The organism is Tumebacillus lipolyticus, assembly GCF_042682745.1.
Lineage (GTDB): Bacteria > Bacillota > Bacilli > Tumebacillales > Tumebacillaceae > Tumebacillus_A > Tumebacillus_A lipolyticus.
The window spans coordinates 105,119-121,195 of the sequence record NZ_JBHUIO010000008.1; the positions used below are offsets into that span (position 1 = coordinate 105,119).

The 16,077-nt window shown below is 56.8% G+C and carries 21 protein-coding genes; all 21 read right to left on the reverse strand.

Translation table 11 applies throughout. From position 1 onward, the window contains the following. Window positions 1-26 precede the first annotated feature (26 nt). Window positions 27-1,955 carry a 1-deoxy-D-xylulose-5-phosphate synthase gene (dxs, locus tag ACFSOY_RS12955; RefSeq protein WP_386047269.1) on the reverse strand — a complete coding sequence of 643 codons (1,929 nt, stop codon included), beginning with the start codon at window positions 1,953-1,955 and terminating at the stop codon, window positions 27-29. A gap of 31 nt (window positions 1,956-1,986) precedes the next feature. After that, window positions 1,987-2,187 carry a hypothetical protein gene (locus ACFSOY_RS12960; protein WP_386047271.1) on the reverse strand — a complete coding sequence of 67 codons (201 nt, stop codon included), beginning with the start codon at window positions 2,185-2,187 and terminating at the stop codon, window positions 1,987-1,989. Then, entirely contained in the window at window positions 2,163-3,059 is an 897-nt protein-coding gene (locus ACFSOY_RS12965) for a polyprenyl synthetase family protein (protein WP_386047273.1), read from the reverse strand. The genes ACFSOY_RS12960 and ACFSOY_RS12965 overlap by 25 nt, the downstream gene beginning before the upstream one ends. A gap of 10 nt (window positions 3,060-3,069) precedes the next feature. Further along, window positions 3,070-3,315, reverse strand: coding sequence for an exodeoxyribonuclease VII small subunit (xseB, locus tag ACFSOY_RS12970; protein WP_386047275.1), 246 nt, complete (start codon window positions 3,313-3,315; stop codon window positions 3,070-3,072). Then, entirely contained in the window at window positions 3,302-4,672 is a 1,371-nt protein-coding gene (xseA, locus tag ACFSOY_RS12975) for an exodeoxyribonuclease VII large subunit (protein WP_386047277.1), read from the reverse strand. Before xseA ends, xseB begins: the two co-directional genes overlap by 14 nt. Before the next feature lie 95 nt (window positions 4,673-4,767). Then, window positions 4,768-5,778, reverse strand: a complete 1,011-nt coding sequence (locus tag ACFSOY_RS12980) for an NAD(P)/FAD-dependent oxidoreductase (RefSeq protein WP_386047279.1) — start codon at window positions 5,776-5,778, stop codon at window positions 4,768-4,770. A 128-nt stretch (window positions 5,779-5,906) separates the two neighbouring features. Next, entirely contained in the window at window positions 5,907-6,848 is a 942-nt protein-coding gene (locus ACFSOY_RS12985) for a Kae1-like domain-containing protein (RefSeq protein ID WP_386047635.1), read from the reverse strand. A 4-nt stretch (window positions 6,849-6,852) separates the two neighbouring features. Continuing rightward, window positions 6,853-7,281 carry a transcription antitermination factor NusB gene (gene nusB, locus ACFSOY_RS12990; RefSeq protein WP_386047281.1) on the reverse strand — a complete coding sequence of 143 codons (429 nt, stop codon included), beginning with the start codon at window positions 7,279-7,281 and terminating at the stop codon, window positions 6,853-6,855. 76 nt (window positions 7,282-7,357) lie between these two features. After that, window positions 7,358-7,585, reverse strand: a complete 228-nt coding sequence (locus tag ACFSOY_RS12995) for a DUF2273 domain-containing protein (protein WP_386047283.1) — start codon at window positions 7,583-7,585, stop codon at window positions 7,358-7,360. A 3-nt stretch (window positions 7,586-7,588) separates the two neighbouring features. Continuing rightward, window positions 7,589-8,119: an alkaline shock response membrane anchor protein AmaP gene (gene amaP / locus ACFSOY_RS13000; RefSeq protein WP_386047285.1), complete on the reverse strand. Its 531-nt coding sequence runs from the start codon at window positions 8,117-8,119 to the stop codon at window positions 7,589-7,591. A gap of 66 nt (window positions 8,120-8,185) precedes the next feature. Then, window positions 8,186-8,602 carry an Asp23/Gls24 family envelope stress response protein gene (locus ACFSOY_RS13005; RefSeq protein WP_386047287.1) on the reverse strand — a complete coding sequence of 139 codons (417 nt, stop codon included), beginning with the start codon at window positions 8,600-8,602 and terminating at the stop codon, window positions 8,186-8,188. Between the two features lie 62 nt (window positions 8,603-8,664). Beyond that, window positions 8,665-10,008: an acetyl-CoA carboxylase biotin carboxylase subunit gene (accC, locus tag ACFSOY_RS13010; protein ID WP_386047290.1), complete on the reverse strand. Its 1,344-nt coding sequence runs from the start codon at window positions 10,006-10,008 to the stop codon at window positions 8,665-8,667. A gap of 18 nt (window positions 10,009-10,026) precedes the next feature. Next, window positions 10,027-10,542, reverse strand: a complete 516-nt coding sequence (accB, locus tag ACFSOY_RS13015; RefSeq protein WP_386047293.1) for an acetyl-CoA carboxylase biotin carboxyl carrier protein — start codon at window positions 10,540-10,542, stop codon at window positions 10,027-10,029. Between the two features lie 175 nt (window positions 10,543-10,717). Then, window positions 10,718-11,233 (reverse strand): SpoIIIAH-like family protein, encoded by a 516-nt coding sequence (locus ACFSOY_RS13020; RefSeq protein ID WP_386047295.1) that lies wholly within the window; start codon window positions 11,231-11,233, stop codon window positions 10,718-10,720. A gap of 40 nt (window positions 11,234-11,273) precedes the next feature. Then, entirely contained in the window at window positions 11,274-11,870 is a 597-nt protein-coding gene (spoIIIAG, locus tag ACFSOY_RS13025; RefSeq protein ID WP_386047297.1) for a stage III sporulation protein AG, read from the reverse strand. A gap of 12 nt (window positions 11,871-11,882) precedes the next feature. Next, window positions 11,883-12,521, reverse strand: coding sequence for a stage III sporulation protein AF (gene spoIIIAF, locus ACFSOY_RS13030; RefSeq protein WP_386047299.1), 639 nt, complete (start codon window positions 12,519-12,521; stop codon window positions 11,883-11,885). 7 nt (window positions 12,522-12,528) lie between these two features. Beyond that, window positions 12,529-13,791 (reverse strand): stage III sporulation protein AE, encoded by a 1,263-nt coding sequence (gene spoIIIAE, locus ACFSOY_RS13035; protein WP_386047300.1) that lies wholly within the window; start codon window positions 13,789-13,791, stop codon window positions 12,529-12,531. Window positions 13,792-13,807: 16 nt separating this feature from the next. Further along, entirely contained in the window at window positions 13,808-14,197 is a 390-nt protein-coding gene (gene spoIIIAD, locus ACFSOY_RS13040) for a stage III sporulation protein AD (protein ID WP_386047301.1), read from the reverse strand. Window positions 14,198-14,229: 32 nt separating this feature from the next. After that, window positions 14,230-14,433 carry a stage III sporulation protein AC gene (gene spoIIIAC, locus ACFSOY_RS13045; RefSeq protein WP_386047303.1) on the reverse strand — a complete coding sequence of 68 codons (204 nt, stop codon included), beginning with the start codon at window positions 14,431-14,433 and terminating at the stop codon, window positions 14,230-14,232. A 32-nt stretch (window positions 14,434-14,465) separates the two neighbouring features. Continuing rightward, entirely contained in the window at window positions 14,466-14,984 is a 519-nt protein-coding gene (gene spoIIIAB, locus ACFSOY_RS13050) for a stage III sporulation protein SpoIIIAB (RefSeq protein ID WP_386047305.1), read from the reverse strand. Beyond that, window positions 14,981-16,000 (reverse strand): stage III sporulation protein AA, encoded by a 1,020-nt coding sequence (gene spoIIIAA, locus ACFSOY_RS13055; RefSeq protein ID WP_386047307.1) that lies wholly within the window; start codon window positions 15,998-16,000, stop codon window positions 14,981-14,983. The genes spoIIIAB and spoIIIAA overlap by 4 nt, the downstream gene beginning before the upstream one ends. Window positions 16,001-16,077 lie beyond the last annotated feature (77 nt).

Here is a 16,077-nt window from a genome sequence, read left to right on the forward strand (position 1 = left end):
CGCAAGAATGAACAGTTTCAACCTGGTCAGGCGCGTTTCTGCTTGAGCGGCACCATCGATTTTACATCGTCTGCCAGCGTTTGCGCGTTCAACCCCACCGAATCTAACAGCTGTTGCGGTGACCCGTGTTCGATAAAATGATCGGGCAATCCCATCGGGTACAGCTCGACGCCGGCGATGCGCTTTTGCGCATAGAATTCGAGGATCGCAGAGCCGAGTCCACCTGCGATCGCCGCTTCTTCCACCGTGACGATCGGGATTCTGCGCTCTGCTAGCTCTACCAGCAGCGATTCATCGAGCGGCTTGGCGAAGCGCATGTTCACGACGCGCGCGTTCACCCCGTCATGGCTCAGCATCTCCGCAGCCTGCTCCGCCACGTGCACCATCGGACCGAGCGCCAAGATCGCCACATCATCGCCTTCGCGAACCGTCTCCGATCGACCGATCGGGATCAGCTTATACTCCCCGTCCATCTTCACCCCGACGCCGGTGCCGCGGGGATAGCGAAGCGCGATCGGGCCGTCCTTGTATTCGGTTGCCGTGTAGAGCATCTGCTGCAGCTCGTTCTCATCCTTCGGCATCATGATCGTGATGTTCGGAATGCACCGCAGGAAGGAGATGTCGAACGCCCCTTGGTGAGTCTCCCCATCCTCGCCGACCAGCCCCGCACGGTCGATGGCGATCACGACGGGCAGGTTTTGAATGCAGATGTCGTGGATCACCTGATCGTACGCCCGCTGGAGGAACGTCGAGTAGATGGCGAGAACCGGCTTCTTCCCTGCGCAAGCCAGCGCGGCCGCAAACGTTCCCGCATGCTGTTCGGCGATGCCCACATCGAAGAATCGATCTGGCAATTGCTCCGCGTAGCTGACGAGACCTGAGCCGATCGACATCGCCGGCGTGATCGCCACGATGTCTTCGTTTTGCTTGGCCAGTTTGATCAGCGTATCGCCAAACACTTTCGTATAGGTCAGGGCGGCAGGCTTGAGCTTCGGTGCGCTGCCTCGCTTCTCGTTAAAACCGACCGACACCGAGTGCATCTTGTCGGGCGCATCTGCTGCGACCGCATAGCCTTTCCCCTTTTGGGTGACGACGTGCAACAGCACTGGGCCTCTGGTGTTTTTCGCCTGCTCCAAATACTTTTTCAGCATCACCAGATCGTGGCCGTCGATCGGCCCCATATATGTGAACCCAAACTCTTCGAACAGCATGCCTGGCACGAGCAGCGTTTTGAGCGAATCGCGCAGTCGCTTCAAATATTTTTCTGTTTTATTGCCGACGCTGCCGATCTTCTGCAAGATGCCAGCTAGGTCTTTTTTGAACGATGAATAGTGCGGATCGACGCGCAACTTCGTCAGATAGTTGGTGATCGCGCCGACGTTCGTCGCGATCGACATCTCGTTGTCGTTGAGCACGACCACCATGTCAGATTTCACATGGCCGGCATGGTTGAGCGCTTCAAACGCCATACCGCCTGTCATCGCGCCATCGCCGATCACCGCGACCACCTTGCTTTGCTCCCGCTTCAGATCGCGCGCGATCGCATAGCCGAGCGCAGCGGAGATCGAAGTGCTGGAGTGACCGACATCGAACATGTCGTGCTCCGACTCAGCCCGCTTGGGGAAGCCGGACATCCCCTTGTATTTGCGCAGGGTGGGAAACAGATGTTTCCGCCCGGTGAGGATCTTGTGCACATACGCCTGATGACCCACGTCCCAGATGATCTTGTCGACCGGGGAGTTGTACACCTGATGCAGCGCGAGCGTCAGTTCGATCACACCGAGGTTCGAACCGAAGTGCCCACCGGTGATCGAGAGGTTTTCGATCAAAAATTGGCGAATCTCCTCGGCGAGGACGCGGAGTTGATCCACCGAAAAATCTTTTATATCGGAGGGGCAGTTTACCTTGTCGAGCAACATGCAGTTACCGCCTCGCTTTTTCTGTAGTGTAGACACACGTCAGGTCTCCTTTGCTTAAACGACAATATTATATCATACCTGCCAATCCGCCTGCACTATTTTCAGGATTTGGCTGCGCTTCTGGTGCGATCCATTTTTCAAATTTGGAAAACCTTGTAACCTTAGTCTGCGTTGTTTTGATCATCTCTATGAACAGAAAAAGCACAAGGAGCAAGTCCTTGTGCTTTTTCTCTGCCGATCCGCCTAGACTTCGCGGTTGACCAACCAATCGGCGATCTCCTGCAAGCGGTTCGTCTGCAGCGGGACACTGGAGAGCGCCTGATGCGCTTCTGCTGTCAAGCGGCGCACCATCTCGCGCGATTCTTCCAAGCCGTAGAGCACCGGATAGGTCGATTTGCCGTGCGCCGCATCTGCACCGACCGCTTTGCCGAGCTTCTCCGCTTCGCCGACCACGTCGAGAATGTCATCGACGATCTGAAAAGCAAGCCCGATCTTTTGCGCATAGCAGGTCAGCGCCTGCAACTGCTGATCGCTCGCATCTGCAAACAGCGCGCCAATGCGCACCGCTGCGGTCAGCAGAGCGCCCGTCTTGTGGGCGTGAATGAAAGCGAGCCGCTCTTCGTTCGCCTTCATGCCCTCATTTGCCATGTCGGCCATCTGGCCTGCGACCATGCCGACCGAACCGGCTGCTGTCGCCAGCTCGCCGACGATGCGCAGCATCACCGCCTCACGCCCGCTCGCCTCCATCGTGCCGAGCAGTTGAAACGCTTGCGTCAACAGCGCGTCGCCAGCGAGAATGGCTGTCGCTTCCCCGAACACTTTGTGATTGGTCGGCTTCCCGCGCCGATAATCATCATCATCCATCGCCGGGAGATCATCGTGCATCAGCGAATAGGTGTGGATCATCTCCAGCGCCGACGCGACAGGCAAGGCTGCTTCCACATCGCCGCCGAGCGCCTCGACTGTCGCCAGCGTCAACACGGGGCGCAGGCGCTTGCCACCTGCGAACAGCGAGTAGCGCATCGAGTCATACAGAGCTTCTGGATACTGCGTCTTCGGCGGCACCAAGCGATCCATCGCCTGCTCGATGCGAGCGCCTGTGGTCTGAAGGTAATCGTTTAGATCGATGTATGCGCTCATGTCCCTGTCTTCATTCCTCCGTCTGAAAAGGTTTCTTGGTCAATCCACCCGCTTCTTGCACCAGCATTTCGATCTTCTGCTCCGCTTGATCCAGCTTCTCTCGACAGATGCGAGCCAACTGCATGCCTGCTTGGAACTCAGCGATTGCCTTCTCCAGCGGCAGATCTCCCGCCTCCATCGCGCTGACGATCGTCTCCAGACGTTCGAGCGCCTGTTCAAATGTCTGTTCTTGCTCTTCCGCTCTAGCTTCTGCCATCCTGCTTCTCCTCCTCCAATCCAAAGACGGAGCAATCGATCCAGCCGTCCGCGACGCGTACTTGCACCCGCTCGCCGAGCTGCACCTCCTCGATGCTCTTGATCAATCGCTCTTTGTCTCCCGCGTAGGCCAACGAGTAACCCCGTTTCATCACCGCCAGCGGGCTGAGCGCCTCCAGCTTGTCGAGCATGCGATCGAGCTTGCTCTGATCCCGCTCCACAAGGTCGGCCGCCGCTCGTTGCAATCGATTTCCCAAATACTGAAGCGACTGCTCCATCCGCTTGGCTCGCTCGACCGGACTTGTCCGCAACAGACGTCCTTCCAGCTGAGAAAATCGCCGCGACCTGCTGCTCACCAGCTTGGTCAACGCCAGCTGCATCCGGTCTTCCGCACTGTCGACCAGCTGTTGTCGCAGATGGAGCTGATGGGTCGGGCGCGTGAAGGCGATCGAGCTCTCGATCCGCTTCATCCGCAGTTTCCCATCCCGCAATCGACCTTCGATCGCCCGATGCAACCGAGCGGTGAGCAGTTCAACGCGATGCTTCAGATCGTAGAGGTTGGGGACTGCGAGCTCCGCCGCCGCAGTCGGCGTCGCCGCGCGAACATCTGCCGCAAAGTCGGAAAGCGTCGTGTCTGTCTCATGGCCGACCGCCGAGATGATCGGGATCGTCGACTCGAAGATCGCCCGCACGACCGCTTCTTCATTGAACGCCCACAGCTCTTCGAGCGACCCCCCGCCGCGGCCGACGATCAGCACGTCCGCTCCGTTTACGTCGTTCATCTCCGCGATCGCCGCCGCGATCGAAGCGGCAGCGCTCGGCCCTTGCACCAGCACCGGATAGAGCAGAATGTGCGCCGCCGGATAGCGGCGGCGAATCGTGGTGATAATATCGCGCACCGCAGCGCCTGTCGGTGAGGTGATCACACCGACGACGCGCGGATATTTGGGGATCGCCTTTTTTCTTTGCGGGTCAAAAAGACCTTCCTGCTCCAGAAAATCTTTTAACTGTTGATAGGCCAGGTACAGCGACCCGAGCCCGTCCGGTTGCAGCTCGTCCACATAGAGCTGATAAGCGCCATCGCGATCGAACACCGAGACATATCCGTGCGCGATCACTTTCATCCCCTCTTTCGGGATGAATTTAAGATAGCGGTTATTGCCCGCAAACATCACGCTTTTGATCCGGCTCTGCGGATCTTTCAAGGTGAAATACATATGTCCTTTGCTATGGTGCGTAAAGTTGGAGATCTCGCCCCGCACAAAACAGTCTTGCAATTCAGCGTCCGATTCAAACATCCCTTTGATCTTGGCGGTCAATTGGGACACGGTCGGAATGATTTCCCGCGATCGTACCATCTGTTGTTCAACTCGCTTTATCAACTAGAATTACAGGCTAATCATACCACAAAAAAGTTCACGCCTGAGGGCGTGAACTTTAGAACTTTTCATCACTATTCTTTGCGGTTGGAAGAATGGCCCGGATGAAGCTTAGCAGACGGGTCGTAGTACATCTTCGCGTTGTTAACAGCTGTCGGCGCTTCGCCAAACCCGGTTGCGATCAGCTTGACCTTGCCCGGATAGGTTACGATGTCACCCGCCGCATAGACGCCTGGGATGTTCGTCTCCATCTTGGTGTTGACCTTGATCATGTTGTCTTCCACTTCCAGACCCCATTCGAGGATCGGGCCGAGCGACGCGGAGAAGCCGAGCGCACCGATGATCAGGTTCACATCGATCTCTTCGGTCGACTTGTCCTTGTTGTTGACCAGCACCGCTTTTTCCACAGCGCCGTCACCATGCACAGACTTGAGCTCGTTGAACACTTTGACGTCGACAGAGGAATCGTACAGCTTCTTCACCGATTCTTCGTGTGCGCGGAACTGGTCGCGGCGATGCACGAGGCTGACCTGCTCACAGACCTCTTCGAGCATCAGCGCATAGTCGACCGCAGAGTCGCCACCGCCGACGACCAACGCCTTTTTGCCTTGATGGCTTTGCAGGTTGTCGATGAAGTAGTGAATGCCTTTGCCTTCGAAGTCTTTCGTGTTTTCTGCCGGCAGCGAGCGCGGGGTAAACGCGCCGATCCCTGCGGTGATGATCACCGTCTTCGAACGGTGGACGGTCGTGTTGGTCGTCAGTTCAAACGTGCCGTCTTCGAGCTTCTGCAGGCCGATCACACGCTCGTTCAAGCACACGGTCGGATTGTATTGAGCAGCCTGTTCTTTCAAGTTGTTGACCAGATCGCGGGCCAGCACTTTCGGAAAGCCTGCGACATCATAGATGTATTTTTCCGGATACAGCTCTGCCAACTGGCCACCGAGCTGCGGCAAAGAATCGATGATCTTCGTCTTCGCGTCGCGAATTCCCGCATAAAACGCAGTGAACAGGCCGCAAGGACCGCCACCAACGATCGTGATATCAAACATCTCTTCGTCGTGCTTCAACTCTTGTACGTCTGCCATGCTCTTGCTTCCTCCTTCTTCCCGGTAAAAAATGAACGCCTGCCGATGAAGGCACGCTATTTTTCGACAAGTTTTTTGATAAGAGCAAAATCTATTATACTATAATTTTAGCATGTAACCAACAGCCGTTACGAAAGATGTTGCAGCCCGAGCCGCGCCACCCCGAACGCGTTGTCTGTCGAATAGTTGGGCAGTGCGAAATACAGTTTCGCCCCGACCGCTCGATGTTCAAGCCGCTTGATCAGCCGCTCGCGGATGTAGAGGTTGGCAGCGACTCCGCCGACGATCAGCACCGCCTTGACGCCCTTTTCCTCCACCGCCTTGCGCAACACTTTCTCCAGGCCTTTGGCGATGCATCCCTCTACAGCGCGCGCCACATCGGCAGGCTTCGTCCCCGCCGCGATCAATCGCATGGCGGCGCTCTCCGGACCTGCGAGGGAGAGGTTGTATCCATCCACAGGAGATGGCAAGGTCACCTGCTCCTCCGCCGACTCCCGCGCCAGACGCTCCAGATGCTGTCCGGCGGGGAACGGCAAGCCGAGCGCTACGCCCACGCGGTCGACCAATTGGCCTGCGTGCAAGTCGATGCTCGTCCCAAGCTCGGCGATCTCGTAGCCGTCTGCCAGCCTTTTGATCTCCAGCAGGTCGGTCGTGCCGCCCGAGAGGTGCACGGCGAGAAAATGGTCGGCAGGCACAACGCCCGCGCTGCCCTCGCCTGCTGCGATGTGACCCTCTTGGTGCGTCGTCTCCAGAAAAGGAACCCCGTGGGTGGCAGCAAGCGCTCTGCCCATCCCGCTGCCGACCGTAAACACCGGCATGTAGGAGCCCTCGATTCGCCGCGGCCTTGCTGATGCGCAGACCGCGCGCAAAGAACCGCTCAGATCGCCCAAGCTCTCGACCAGAGCTGGCAGGTGCTGAACATGTTGAAAGAGGGCGGCCGACTGCTGCAACCCCCGCTCCCCCTGTTCCACTTGCAACAGCCTTCTCGCCTCTTTGACGATCTGCCCCGCCTCGTCGATCAAGCAGACGGAGGTCGTATAGTTGCTGGTGTCGATGCCGAGCACGTACATCTGATCACTCACCTTGAGCGAACTCGACGCGCAGGTTGTCGATCACCGGGACGATCTTGGCCAAAACCCCGTTTACAAACTTACCCGACTCCGGTGTGGAGAACGCTTTCGCCATGTCGATCGCCTCGTCGAGCACGACAGAGGTAGGCGTCTCCGTGTGGAGCAACATCTCATAGAGCGCCATGCGCAACACGTTGCGGTCAACGTTTGCCATCCGCTTCAGGTCCCATCCTGTCGTGTTGGTCTTCAGGATCTCATCGATCCTATCCACATGTTTGCTCGTTCCGCTCACCAGATCCCGAACGAACAGCGGGTCGATCTCCGCGCCTTCCTGTTCGAGAACGTGTTCGATCGCCTCGTGTACATCCGCCTTTGCGACATCAATTTGAAACAATCCTTGCAATGCAAACTCACGAGAAGTTCTACGGCTCATCTCTCGCACTCCTTATGTATTGTCTTATGGTCTAGTGTTCCCGAAGGACAAAAAGGAAACCACCAAGCGCTGGTGGTTATTCCCGATATTTATCCGGCACGATCTTGTCGATCACATCGCGCCAGCCTTCACGCTCTTCTAACATTTTGCCAACATAAAAACCGCCGATGACAAAACAGCCGAAGATGATCGTTTTGAACAATCCGAAGATCAGGAAGAAAAGTCCGAGCAATATGCCGATCACAGTGCCGAGCAACTTCAGATTCTGAGTGAGTGCTTCGTACAGCTTCAGCAATTTATCCATGGCCTACTCCACCCGCTTCTTGGCGACGGTCGGCGCTTGGGTTAACTCCATCACGTACACCGTCACCTGCTCGACCTTGATGCCTGTAGCCTGCTCAACAAATTGCTTCACCGTACCCTGCAGCTCGGCTGTCGTCTTGGGAATCTCTAAGCCCGCTTCGATCGAATACTTGACCGCAATCCGCATCGTGCCGCCTTCGTTCAGATGCACGCGAGCTCTCAGATCGTTCACCCCGCGCACACCTGCCGCCGCCTTCAGCGTCAACTGCTCCAGCGTGTCATAGGAGATTTTCAAATCCCCGTTTTCCAGCTTGTGCATGATCGTCTGCGGCTCGCGCTCTGTCGGGGTCGAGCGGTAGAAAAGGAAAAAGATGGAGAGCAATAGGAAGACCGCAGCAACGGCAGCCCCATCGTCGTAGACCACAAAATTGCGACCGAGCAACTCAAGCCCTGCATATTGCAACAGGACGAAGACGCTCGCTGCGCCAACCCCGAGCGCATACAGCCAAAGAACAATGCGTGGAACCAGTTTCATAAAGCTTGTCCTCCTCTCCTAGCCATAAAACCCCCCTGTAGATCAGGGGGGTTCGATGATCGATCCTTACAGCACTCGACTCGGTGGCAACTGCGGCGTCTTATCATCCGATTTGCCATCCTCATCCTTGTTCTTAAAGGTGACGCCGAGCACATGAACGTTGACCTCGACCACTTCGAGGCCAGTCATGCTCTCGATCGCACGCTTGATGTTCTCCTGAATCTCGCCTGCGACCTCCGGGATGCGCACCCCATATTCGGCAACGATGGACACATCCACCGCACATTGTTTTTGACCTACTTCGACCTTCACGCCTTTGGCGAGGTTCTTGCGGCCGAGCAATTCAGCGATGCCACCGGCAACGCCGCCCGACATGCCTGCGACTCCTCGCACTTCGGTCGCTGCGAGCCCTGCGATGATCTCGATGACCTCGTTGGCAATGCGAATGTTGCCCATATCGGTCGTATCGTACTCCATATTCATGGCGTGTTCGCTCCCTTCCATCATCTTGTCCCTGTTTCTATTAGTATAAACTTCCTGTCCAATTATGACAAAGGATACAGCTCAAGAAACTTGGTTGTGACATCGCCAGAGACAAACTTCTCGTGGCGGAGCACCTTTTGGTGGAAAGGGATCGTCGTCTTGATGCCTTCGATCTTGAACTCGCTCAACGCGCGCTTCATGCGGTTGATCGCTTCTTCGCGAGAAGGCGCCCAGACGATCAGCTTGGCGATCATCGAGTCATAGAACGGCGTGACCGTATAGCCTTCGAATGCGGCGCTGTCCACGCGCACACCGAAGCCGCCCGGCGGCAGATATTCGACGATCTTGCCAGGGCACGGCATGAAGTTTTTGTCCGGGTCTTCCGCGTTCACGCGGCATTCGATCGCCCAGCCATCCAGCACGACATCCTCCTGCGTGAGCGAGAGCGGCAGTCCGGATGCCACGCGAATCTGCTCTTTGATCAGGTCGATGCCGGTGATCATCTCGGTGACCGGATGCTCCACCTGGATGCGCGTATTCATCTCCATGAAGTAGAAGTTGCCATCTTCATCATAGATGAACTCGATCGTGCCAGCTCCGCAGTAGCTGACCGCCTTCGCAGCAGCCACCGCCGCCATCCCCATCTCGTTGCGCTTTTCTGGCGACAGCGCGGGGGACGGAGCTTCCTCGATAAGCTTTTGCAGACGGCGCTGAATCGAGCAGTCGCGCTCGCCCAAGTGAATCGCGTTGCCATGCGAATCGCCCATCACCTGAATCTCGACATGGCGCATCGAGGTGATGTATTTCTCCAGGTAGACGCCGGCGTTGCCGAAAGCGGTCGCCGCCTCTGTCTGCGCCATCTGGATCAGACGGCGCAGCTCGTCTTTGGAGTGCGCGATGCGGATGCCCTTGCCGCCGCCGCCTGCAGTCGCCTTGATGATGATCGGATAACCGATCTCGTCTGCGATCTGCATCGCTTCATCCAGATCCTCAACGAGGCCATCTGTGCCTGGGACGATCGGAACGCCCGCCTTTTTCATCGTGTCTTTTGCGACCGCCTTGTCGCCCATCTTCTCGATCGCCTCGACGCTCGGTCCGATAAAGGTGATGCCACAAGCCTTGCAGAATTCGGCAAAGTCGGAGTTCTCCGCCAAGAAGCCGTATCCCGGATGAATCGCATCGACGCCGATCGACGTCGCAAGCGACAGGATGTTTTTGATATTCAAATAGGAGTCTCTGGAGAGAGTAGGTCCAACGCAGTATGCTTCATCCGCCATCTTCACATGCAAAGCTTCGCGATCCGCTTCCGAGTAGATCGCGACGGTGGGAATCCCCAACTCCTTGCAAGCGCGAATGACGCGCACCGCGATCTCTCCACGGTTTGCAATCAGCACTTTATGAAACATAGTAGTCAGTCCCCCGTTCTAGTCAAGCTTTACCAAGAAGAGTGGTTGACCGTACTCGACCAGCTGGCCGTTTTCTACCAACACTTCGACGACCTCGCCGCGCACGTCCGCTTCGATCTCGTTCATCAGTTTCATCGCTTCCAAGATGCAGACGATCGTCTTCTCTTCGACGCGAGCACCAGCTTGTACATACGCAGCCGCATCTGGGGCGGGCGATGTGTAGAACGTGCCGACCATCGGAGATACGATCTTATGTAACGACGGGTCGTCCGCTTTCGGCGCAGCAGCAGGCGCCGGAGCGGCCGCTTTCACCTCTGCTGCCGGCGCTTCGACCGGAGCGGGCGTCAGAGCAGGCGCCGCCGGAGCAGGCGCTGCAGCTACCGGTGCTGCCTGAACGACTGGGGAGAGGATCTGCACACCTTCTGCCGTCTTTTTGATCGACAGTTTTGCACCCTCTATCTCGTAGTTGAATTCTGCGATGCTCGTCTCATCGAGCAACCGCACCAATTCGCGGATTTCATTGAGTTTGAACATGTTGTATGTCACACTCCTCGTGCATTTATGTAGTTCCTTTGAACACAACATCCTTAGTAGTATATCATAATCTAAGTTTTACTTTCTACTTTTCAGTCAGGCTGGATCAAACGACAAAAATCCCCCTTTGCACCGGCGTGCTCAACAGGGGGATTTATGCTCGACGATCATCAGATCACTCGTGTGCGGCAACGCTTACTTTCGAAGAGGAGATCTGCATCTCTTTTGCCACGATGCCCATGATCTTCACCGCTTTATTTCGATCGAGATCTTGCGCTTGAACGGTCACATGGAACTTGTTGTTCTCCTTCGCTTCAATAAAAGCGTCCGGGTAGCCCTCCAAGGTGATCAGCTCGATCGTGTTCTCGATCTTCTCATCGAGGTTGTTCATCGCCTCCAGCTCTTTTTTCGCTTTGTCCACTTCACCCGCATCTTTGCCCGAGGCGATCAGGTTGTTCAGCTCTTCCACCCGCTGGGAAAACTTCTCCTGTGCGTCGAGGTGTTGCTTGATAAAGAAATCGTCGCCTTCCGCAGCCGAAGTGGGCCGCTCGTTTTCCTTCTCTCCCTGATTGGAAGTTTGACCCTGATCGGTGTTGACCGGTTCAACGTTATTGTTGACCGTGTAAAATCCGATCAACATCAGAGACAAAACCATCATCGTAGACAACCAGATCGTTTGACGCTTTGCCATTGTACAGCTCCTCCTTTTAGTTCAACCTCGAAAATTTGCGCTACTTTTTCGGCAGGACCGATATTTTATGCGGCGGCACCTCAAGCGACCGTTGAACAGCCTCCTTGATCAGAGCGACCGTCTTGATCTGCTCCGCGCCGCGGGCGACGACGACGACGCCGCGCACGCGAGGTTTGATCGTCTTGACCACCACCGGCTGCTCCTGGCCGTTTTCACGCGTGATCACCAGCTGACCGTTTTTGTCGACCTGCGTGACGCCGCGCGTGCCACCTTTTGTGTCAGTCTCATTGTTGCTCTGGCGATTCTCTTGCAGATTTTCTGCGTAGATCGATTCTTCGCTCGAATCGATCGTCACCATCACCGTCGCGTCGCTGACGCCGACCACCATGTTGAGGATTTCGGTGAGGCGGCTTGCATAGATCTGTTCATATTCTCCGAGCGCCGATCGATCGGTGTTGCTGATCACCTGTCCTGCGCCCTTCTCCCCCCCAAGCTTCGACTCTGCAGAGTTGTCTGTGCCCTTCAACCAGGCAAACGGGTTGAGCAGGAGCACGACGCCGAGAATTCCTAGCGCGAGCAGCATCTTTCTGTTTTTCAGCAGCTGCTGCACGCGCTCTTGTATCCGTTGCTTCTCCATCTCCTCACCCCCCTAGCGCTCTTGCCAGACGACGCTGATCTTCGACTTCGGCACCTGATATTCATCGGCGAGCTGCGCCAAGATTTTAGCTGTCAGCTCATTTTGGACCCGCGTTGACGCGAACGCCGTCTCGTCCTGTTTTCGCTCGCCGATCGCGATCGGTTCGATCTCCCGAACTTGCTTGACTTCCCCTGCTGACCGCTTCTGCATGATCGCCACCGACAGATGCTCGATGGAAAACGGTTCCGCCTTTTCGCTTTTGGTCACTTCCAGTTCGACCGCATCGACCGCGACCTCATGCTTGCCCTCCACCGACTTCTTGACGTTTTCGGCGACCATCGCCTTCCACTGCTCAAGCGCATTGTTCGCCTGCTGCTCCTGCAGGAGCGCACCCTTTTGCGCGATCTCGTCGAGCGACTTCATCTCACCCCCTTCTTTGGCGAACATCTTTTCGAGGGTGAAGTCCATCTCGTAGACGGAGGTGCCGTAGAGCTTGAGCAACGGGCTTAACATCAGCAGGATGATTAACAGCCCCATCACCAGCTTGACGTAGCGCTGCATCGCGTTGTTGGGCAAGATCATGTCGAGCACGACCGCGAGGAAGATGATCAGGATCAAACCTCGCATCCATTCGCTTAAAAAGTCGATCATCCGCTCATCACCTCACCATCACCGACAGATTGCCCGCCGCGATGATCACGGTGATCGCGAGGAAAAACATCAGCCCGACCGTCGCCAGCGCCGCGAACACCAAGGTCAAGCTCTTGCCGATCGTCGACATGCAGCGGATGATCGGCGAGTCGCCGAGCGGTTGCATCAGCGCGGCCGACATGTTGTAGATCAAGGCGAGCGAAAGAATTTTTAGCGCAGGGAACGCGCAGATCAGCAGCACGATCGCAGCCCCGGTGACCCCGAGTGCATTTTTGACGATCAGGCTGGCCCCGACCACCGTGTCGGCCGCATCGGAGAACAGCTTCCCGACGACCGGAACGAAGTTGGACGAGACGTACTTGGCCGCTTTGATCGACACGCCGTCCGCCACCGCACCTGCCGCCCCCTGCACGGAGACCACCCCGAGAAAGATGGTGAAGAAGACGCCGAGCACCCAGACGGCGGTGCCTCGCAACAGCCCTGCGAGCTGTGTGACCTGATAGCGGCTTGAGATCTGGCTGACCAGCGTGAGGATCGCGGAGAAGAAGATCAGCGGGAAGATGACATACATGATCAGATCGCCGATCACGTTGATCAAAAATACGATCAGCGGGTGGATCATCGCCGCAGATGCCATACCTCCTGTCGCCGCGAGCAAGGCGAGGTACATCGGGATGGAGGCGATCATAAAATCGACCATCGTCTGAATCGCGCCTTTCGCATAGGAGGTCGCCGTCGCGAACGACTGCACGGCAAGGATCATCAACACCAGAAAGCAGATCGCATGAGCAACCTTTGAGACGTTGTTCGCTTCGAACGCCGACTGCATCGATTCGAGCAGGGCGGCAAACACCGCCAAGACCAAGATCGTGCCGAGCAACCGCGAGTTGAGGAACAGCTCGTGGAACAGAAATTTGAGCATTCCCATCAGCAGGCCTTTAAACACGACCCCGAGATCTCCGCTCAGGATGCGCTCCATGATGCGCCCTTTGATCTCTGCGGGCAGATATTCGCGATACTCTTCGGTGAGCGCTTGTAAAAATTGGTCAAATTCTTGCAGATCGAGCTGCTTGAGCTGTTGTTCGACGAGGGGATCGGTGATCGAGCTTCCCCCAGGTGCAGACCCGGTGCCCCCATTCGTCTGCACCTGCGGGATGTTCTGCACCGCGCCTGGCGGTGAAGTTCCCTCCGCAAAGGCGGTGAGGCTGCTATAGCTTGCGGCGACCAGCAGTGCGAGCAAAAACAGCAACTGATAAAATCGTTTGGGCATCGCCTCACCCCTTTCCTCAATTGGGCAGAAGTCCCATCACCAGCTCGATGATGCGCTGTATGATCGGCAGTGCGAGCACGAGGATTAAAACTTTCCCTGCCAGCTCGATCTTCGATGCGATCGCTCCTTCACCAGAATCTTTGGCGATCTGGGCGCCAAACTCGGCGATATAGGCGATGCCGATGATCTTTAAGATCGTCTGCAAAAAGATCATCTCGACGCCGGCCTGGACCGACAGCCGCTCCAAGAGATGAATGACGATCGCGATCTTGTCGAGCAAGAAGATAAAGATGAACACGCCGGTGAGAAGTGAGATCAAAAAAGCGGTTTGAGGCGATTGCCCCTTGAGCACGACGATCAAGATGGTGGCTGCCAATCCAAGACCTACGAGTTGGATGATTTCCATGTGTCGTACCCCTTCTCCGCAGCCGCCTGCGGTCAGTTCATCAAGAACACATTGCGCACCTTGTCGAACAGGTCACTGATGTACGTGATCACGGTGAGCATGATGACGATAAATCCTGTGAGTGTCGCCCAGTGCGCAAACTCCTCTTTGCCCGATTGCTTGAGCACCGTATGGATCACAGCGGTCAGAATGCCCACGCCGGCGATAAAGAAGATCGTGTTCACATCAGAGTTCATAGCCCTACCTCCTCGCCCGCAAACGTCGATGATCAAACCAAGAGGATCACGAGTGCCAGCCCCATCAAAGCGCCTAGATACCGCCACATCTTTTCGTTTTTTTGCTGCTCTTCGCGCGCGACCAGCTCTTCAGAGCTGAGCTGGCTGATGGCGAGCTGGATGTGTTTGATCTGATCTTGGCGATCTGAAATGCCGAGCGTCTGTCCGAAGGTGGTCAGCACATCGCGGTCGACCTCCTGCAGCGCGAGCGTTCTCCTTTGTGCCGAAAGCGTCTCTCGCCAGATCTCACCTGCGCTGACACCCTGTCCTTCACGAAGCATATGTCCAAGCTCTGCAAAAAATGTCCCCACCGGCGACCGGATGCGCGCGCCGATCTTGCTGGCCGCCTCAGAGAGCGGTGTCGCCGCATATAAGATCTCCGTCTCCAACAGCTTCAGCGCGGTGATGAACTGTCGCAGCTGCTTTGCGCGCTCCGCAAAGCGGCTCGCCTTTTTAAAACCAAAGCTGGTCGCGACCAACAGGACGAGCAGGCTCCCGAACAGTTTGATCATCCGACTTCCGCTCCCGTTTGAATCAGATCGCCCCGCTTGTCGTAGACGCCTTCCACCGTGCAGGGACCGTGTCGGCGGGAGAGCACCAGGTAGCGCGTAAACGCCCCCAGTTCGAACAGCTGTCTGAGCAGCGGGCGCGATCGCACCTCGTGCATGCCAAACCCGTGAGCGGTTGTGATCACCGTGACGCCCGCATGGATCGCTTCCAGCAGTGCGTGTCCATCTTCACTGCGGCCGATCTCATCGGTGATGAGCACCTGCGGGGACATCGAGCGAATCATCATCGTCATCCCCTCCGCCTTCGGACAGGCGTCGAGCACGTCGGTGCGCGGGCCGAGATCATGCTGTGGCGCTCCTCTCCAGCTGGCGGCGATCTCCGAGCGCTCATCGACGATGCTGACCTTTTGTCCAGCGATCTTCGGGTGGAGCGTCCCTTTGGATATCTTGCGGGCCAAGTCGCGCAACAGCGTGGTTTTTCCACACTGGGGCGGGGAGATCAGCAGCGTGTTGTGCAGTCGATAGGAAGCGGAGTCGATCAGCAGGTGTCCCAAGCCATCAGCCACCTGCTGCACATCGCGCGCGATCCTGATGTTAAACGCGGCGATCTCCTTCATCCCGCGGACGTTGCCTGTGCCATCGAGCAGAATGCGTCCGGCGATGCCGACTCGATGTCCGCCCACCATCGTGATATAGCCGCGGCGAAGCTCTTCTTCCAGGGCGTACAGCGAGGACCCGCTCATCAGGTTGAGCGTCTGCGCCATGTCCTCTTCGGTCAGCATGTGACCCGCTTCCGGCTCGCGCGTCACCTTGCCCTGCAGCGTGACGAATTGATCGCGCCCGCCATAGAGAATCTGCAAGGGTCTGCCCAAGCGGAGCCTGATCTCCTCGATCTGCATCAGCACCTCGCTGGGCAGGTTCAATATCGCTTGCCTGATGCGCGCGGGCAACCCGCAGGCGATCTGTTCGCAGATCGCGGTGATCACCCCGCTTGCGCTCGGTGTCGATCGTGCGCTCATTCTCTCCCTCCCTCCTGTCCTCTCGTTGTTAGTTCATCTCTATGAGCCATGTCCCATCGATATACCAACAAGAGATA

Excerpts from the sequence above, each read along its gene's own strand:
- accB (WP_386047293.1), bottom strand. The coding sequence starts at position 10,542 with ATGTTCAAACTCAATGAAATCCGCGAATTGGTGCGGTTGCTCGATGAG.
- nusB (WP_386047281.1), bottom strand. The coding sequence starts at position 7,281 with ATGAGCCGTAGAACTTCTCGTGAGTTTGCATTGCAAGGATTGTTTCAA.
- spoIIIAF (WP_386047299.1), bottom strand. The coding sequence starts at position 12,521 with ATGATCGACTTTTTAAGCGAATGGATGCGAGGTTTGATCCTGATCATC.
- xseA (WP_386047277.1), bottom strand. The coding sequence starts at position 4,672 with ATGGTACGATCGCGGGAAATCATTCCGACCGTGTCCCAATTGACCGCC.
- accC (WP_386047290.1), bottom strand. The coding sequence starts at position 10,008 with ATGTTTCATAAAGTGCTGATTGCAAACCGTGGAGAGATCGCGGTGCGC.
- ACFSOY_RS12995 (WP_386047283.1), bottom strand. The coding sequence starts at position 7,585 with ATGGATAAATTGCTGAAGCTGTACGAAGCACTCACTCAGAATCTGAAG.
- spoIIIAC (WP_386047303.1), bottom strand. The coding sequence starts at position 14,433 with ATGAACTCTGATGTGAACACGATCTTCTTTATCGCCGGCGTGGGCATT.
- ACFSOY_RS12985 (WP_386047635.1), bottom strand. The coding sequence starts at position 6,848 with ATGTACGTGCTCGGCATCGACACCAGCAACTATACGACCTCCGTCTGC.
- ACFSOY_RS13005 (WP_386047287.1), bottom strand. The coding sequence starts at position 8,602 with ATGAATATGGAGTACGATACGACCGATATGGGCAACATTCGCATTGCC.
- spoIIIAE (WP_386047300.1), bottom strand. The coding sequence starts at position 13,791 with ATGCCCAAACGATTTTATCAGTTGCTGTTTTTGCTCGCACTGCTGGTC.
- amaP (WP_386047285.1), bottom strand. The coding sequence starts at position 8,119 with ATGAAACTGGTTCCACGCATTGTTCTTTGGCTGTATGCGCTCGGGGTT.
- spoIIIAB (WP_386047305.1), bottom strand. The coding sequence starts at position 14,984 with ATGATCAAACTGTTCGGGAGCCTGCTCGTCCTGTTGGTCGCGACCAGC.
- spoIIIAA (WP_386047307.1), bottom strand. The coding sequence starts at position 16,000 with ATGAGCGCACGATCGACACCGAGCGCAAGCGGGGTGATCACCGCGATC.
- ACFSOY_RS12980 (WP_386047279.1), bottom strand. The coding sequence starts at position 5,778 with ATGGCAGACGTACAAGAGTTGAAGCACGACGAAGAGATGTTTGATATC.
- ACFSOY_RS13020 (WP_386047295.1), bottom strand. The coding sequence starts at position 11,233 with ATGGCAAAGCGTCAAACGATCTGGTTGTCTACGATGATGGTTTTGTCT.
- xseB (WP_386047275.1), bottom strand. The coding sequence starts at position 3,315 with ATGGCAGAAGCTAGAGCGGAAGAGCAAGAACAGACATTTGAACAGGCG.
- ACFSOY_RS12965 (WP_386047273.1), bottom strand. The coding sequence starts at position 3,059 with ATGAGCGCATACATCGATCTAAACGATTACCTTCAGACCACAGGCGCT.
- spoIIIAD (WP_386047301.1), bottom strand. The coding sequence starts at position 14,197 with ATGGAAATCATCCAACTCGTAGGTCTTGGATTGGCAGCCACCATCTTG.
- spoIIIAG (WP_386047297.1), bottom strand. The coding sequence starts at position 11,870 with ATGGAGAAGCAACGGATACAAGAGCGCGTGCAGCAGCTGCTGAAAAAC.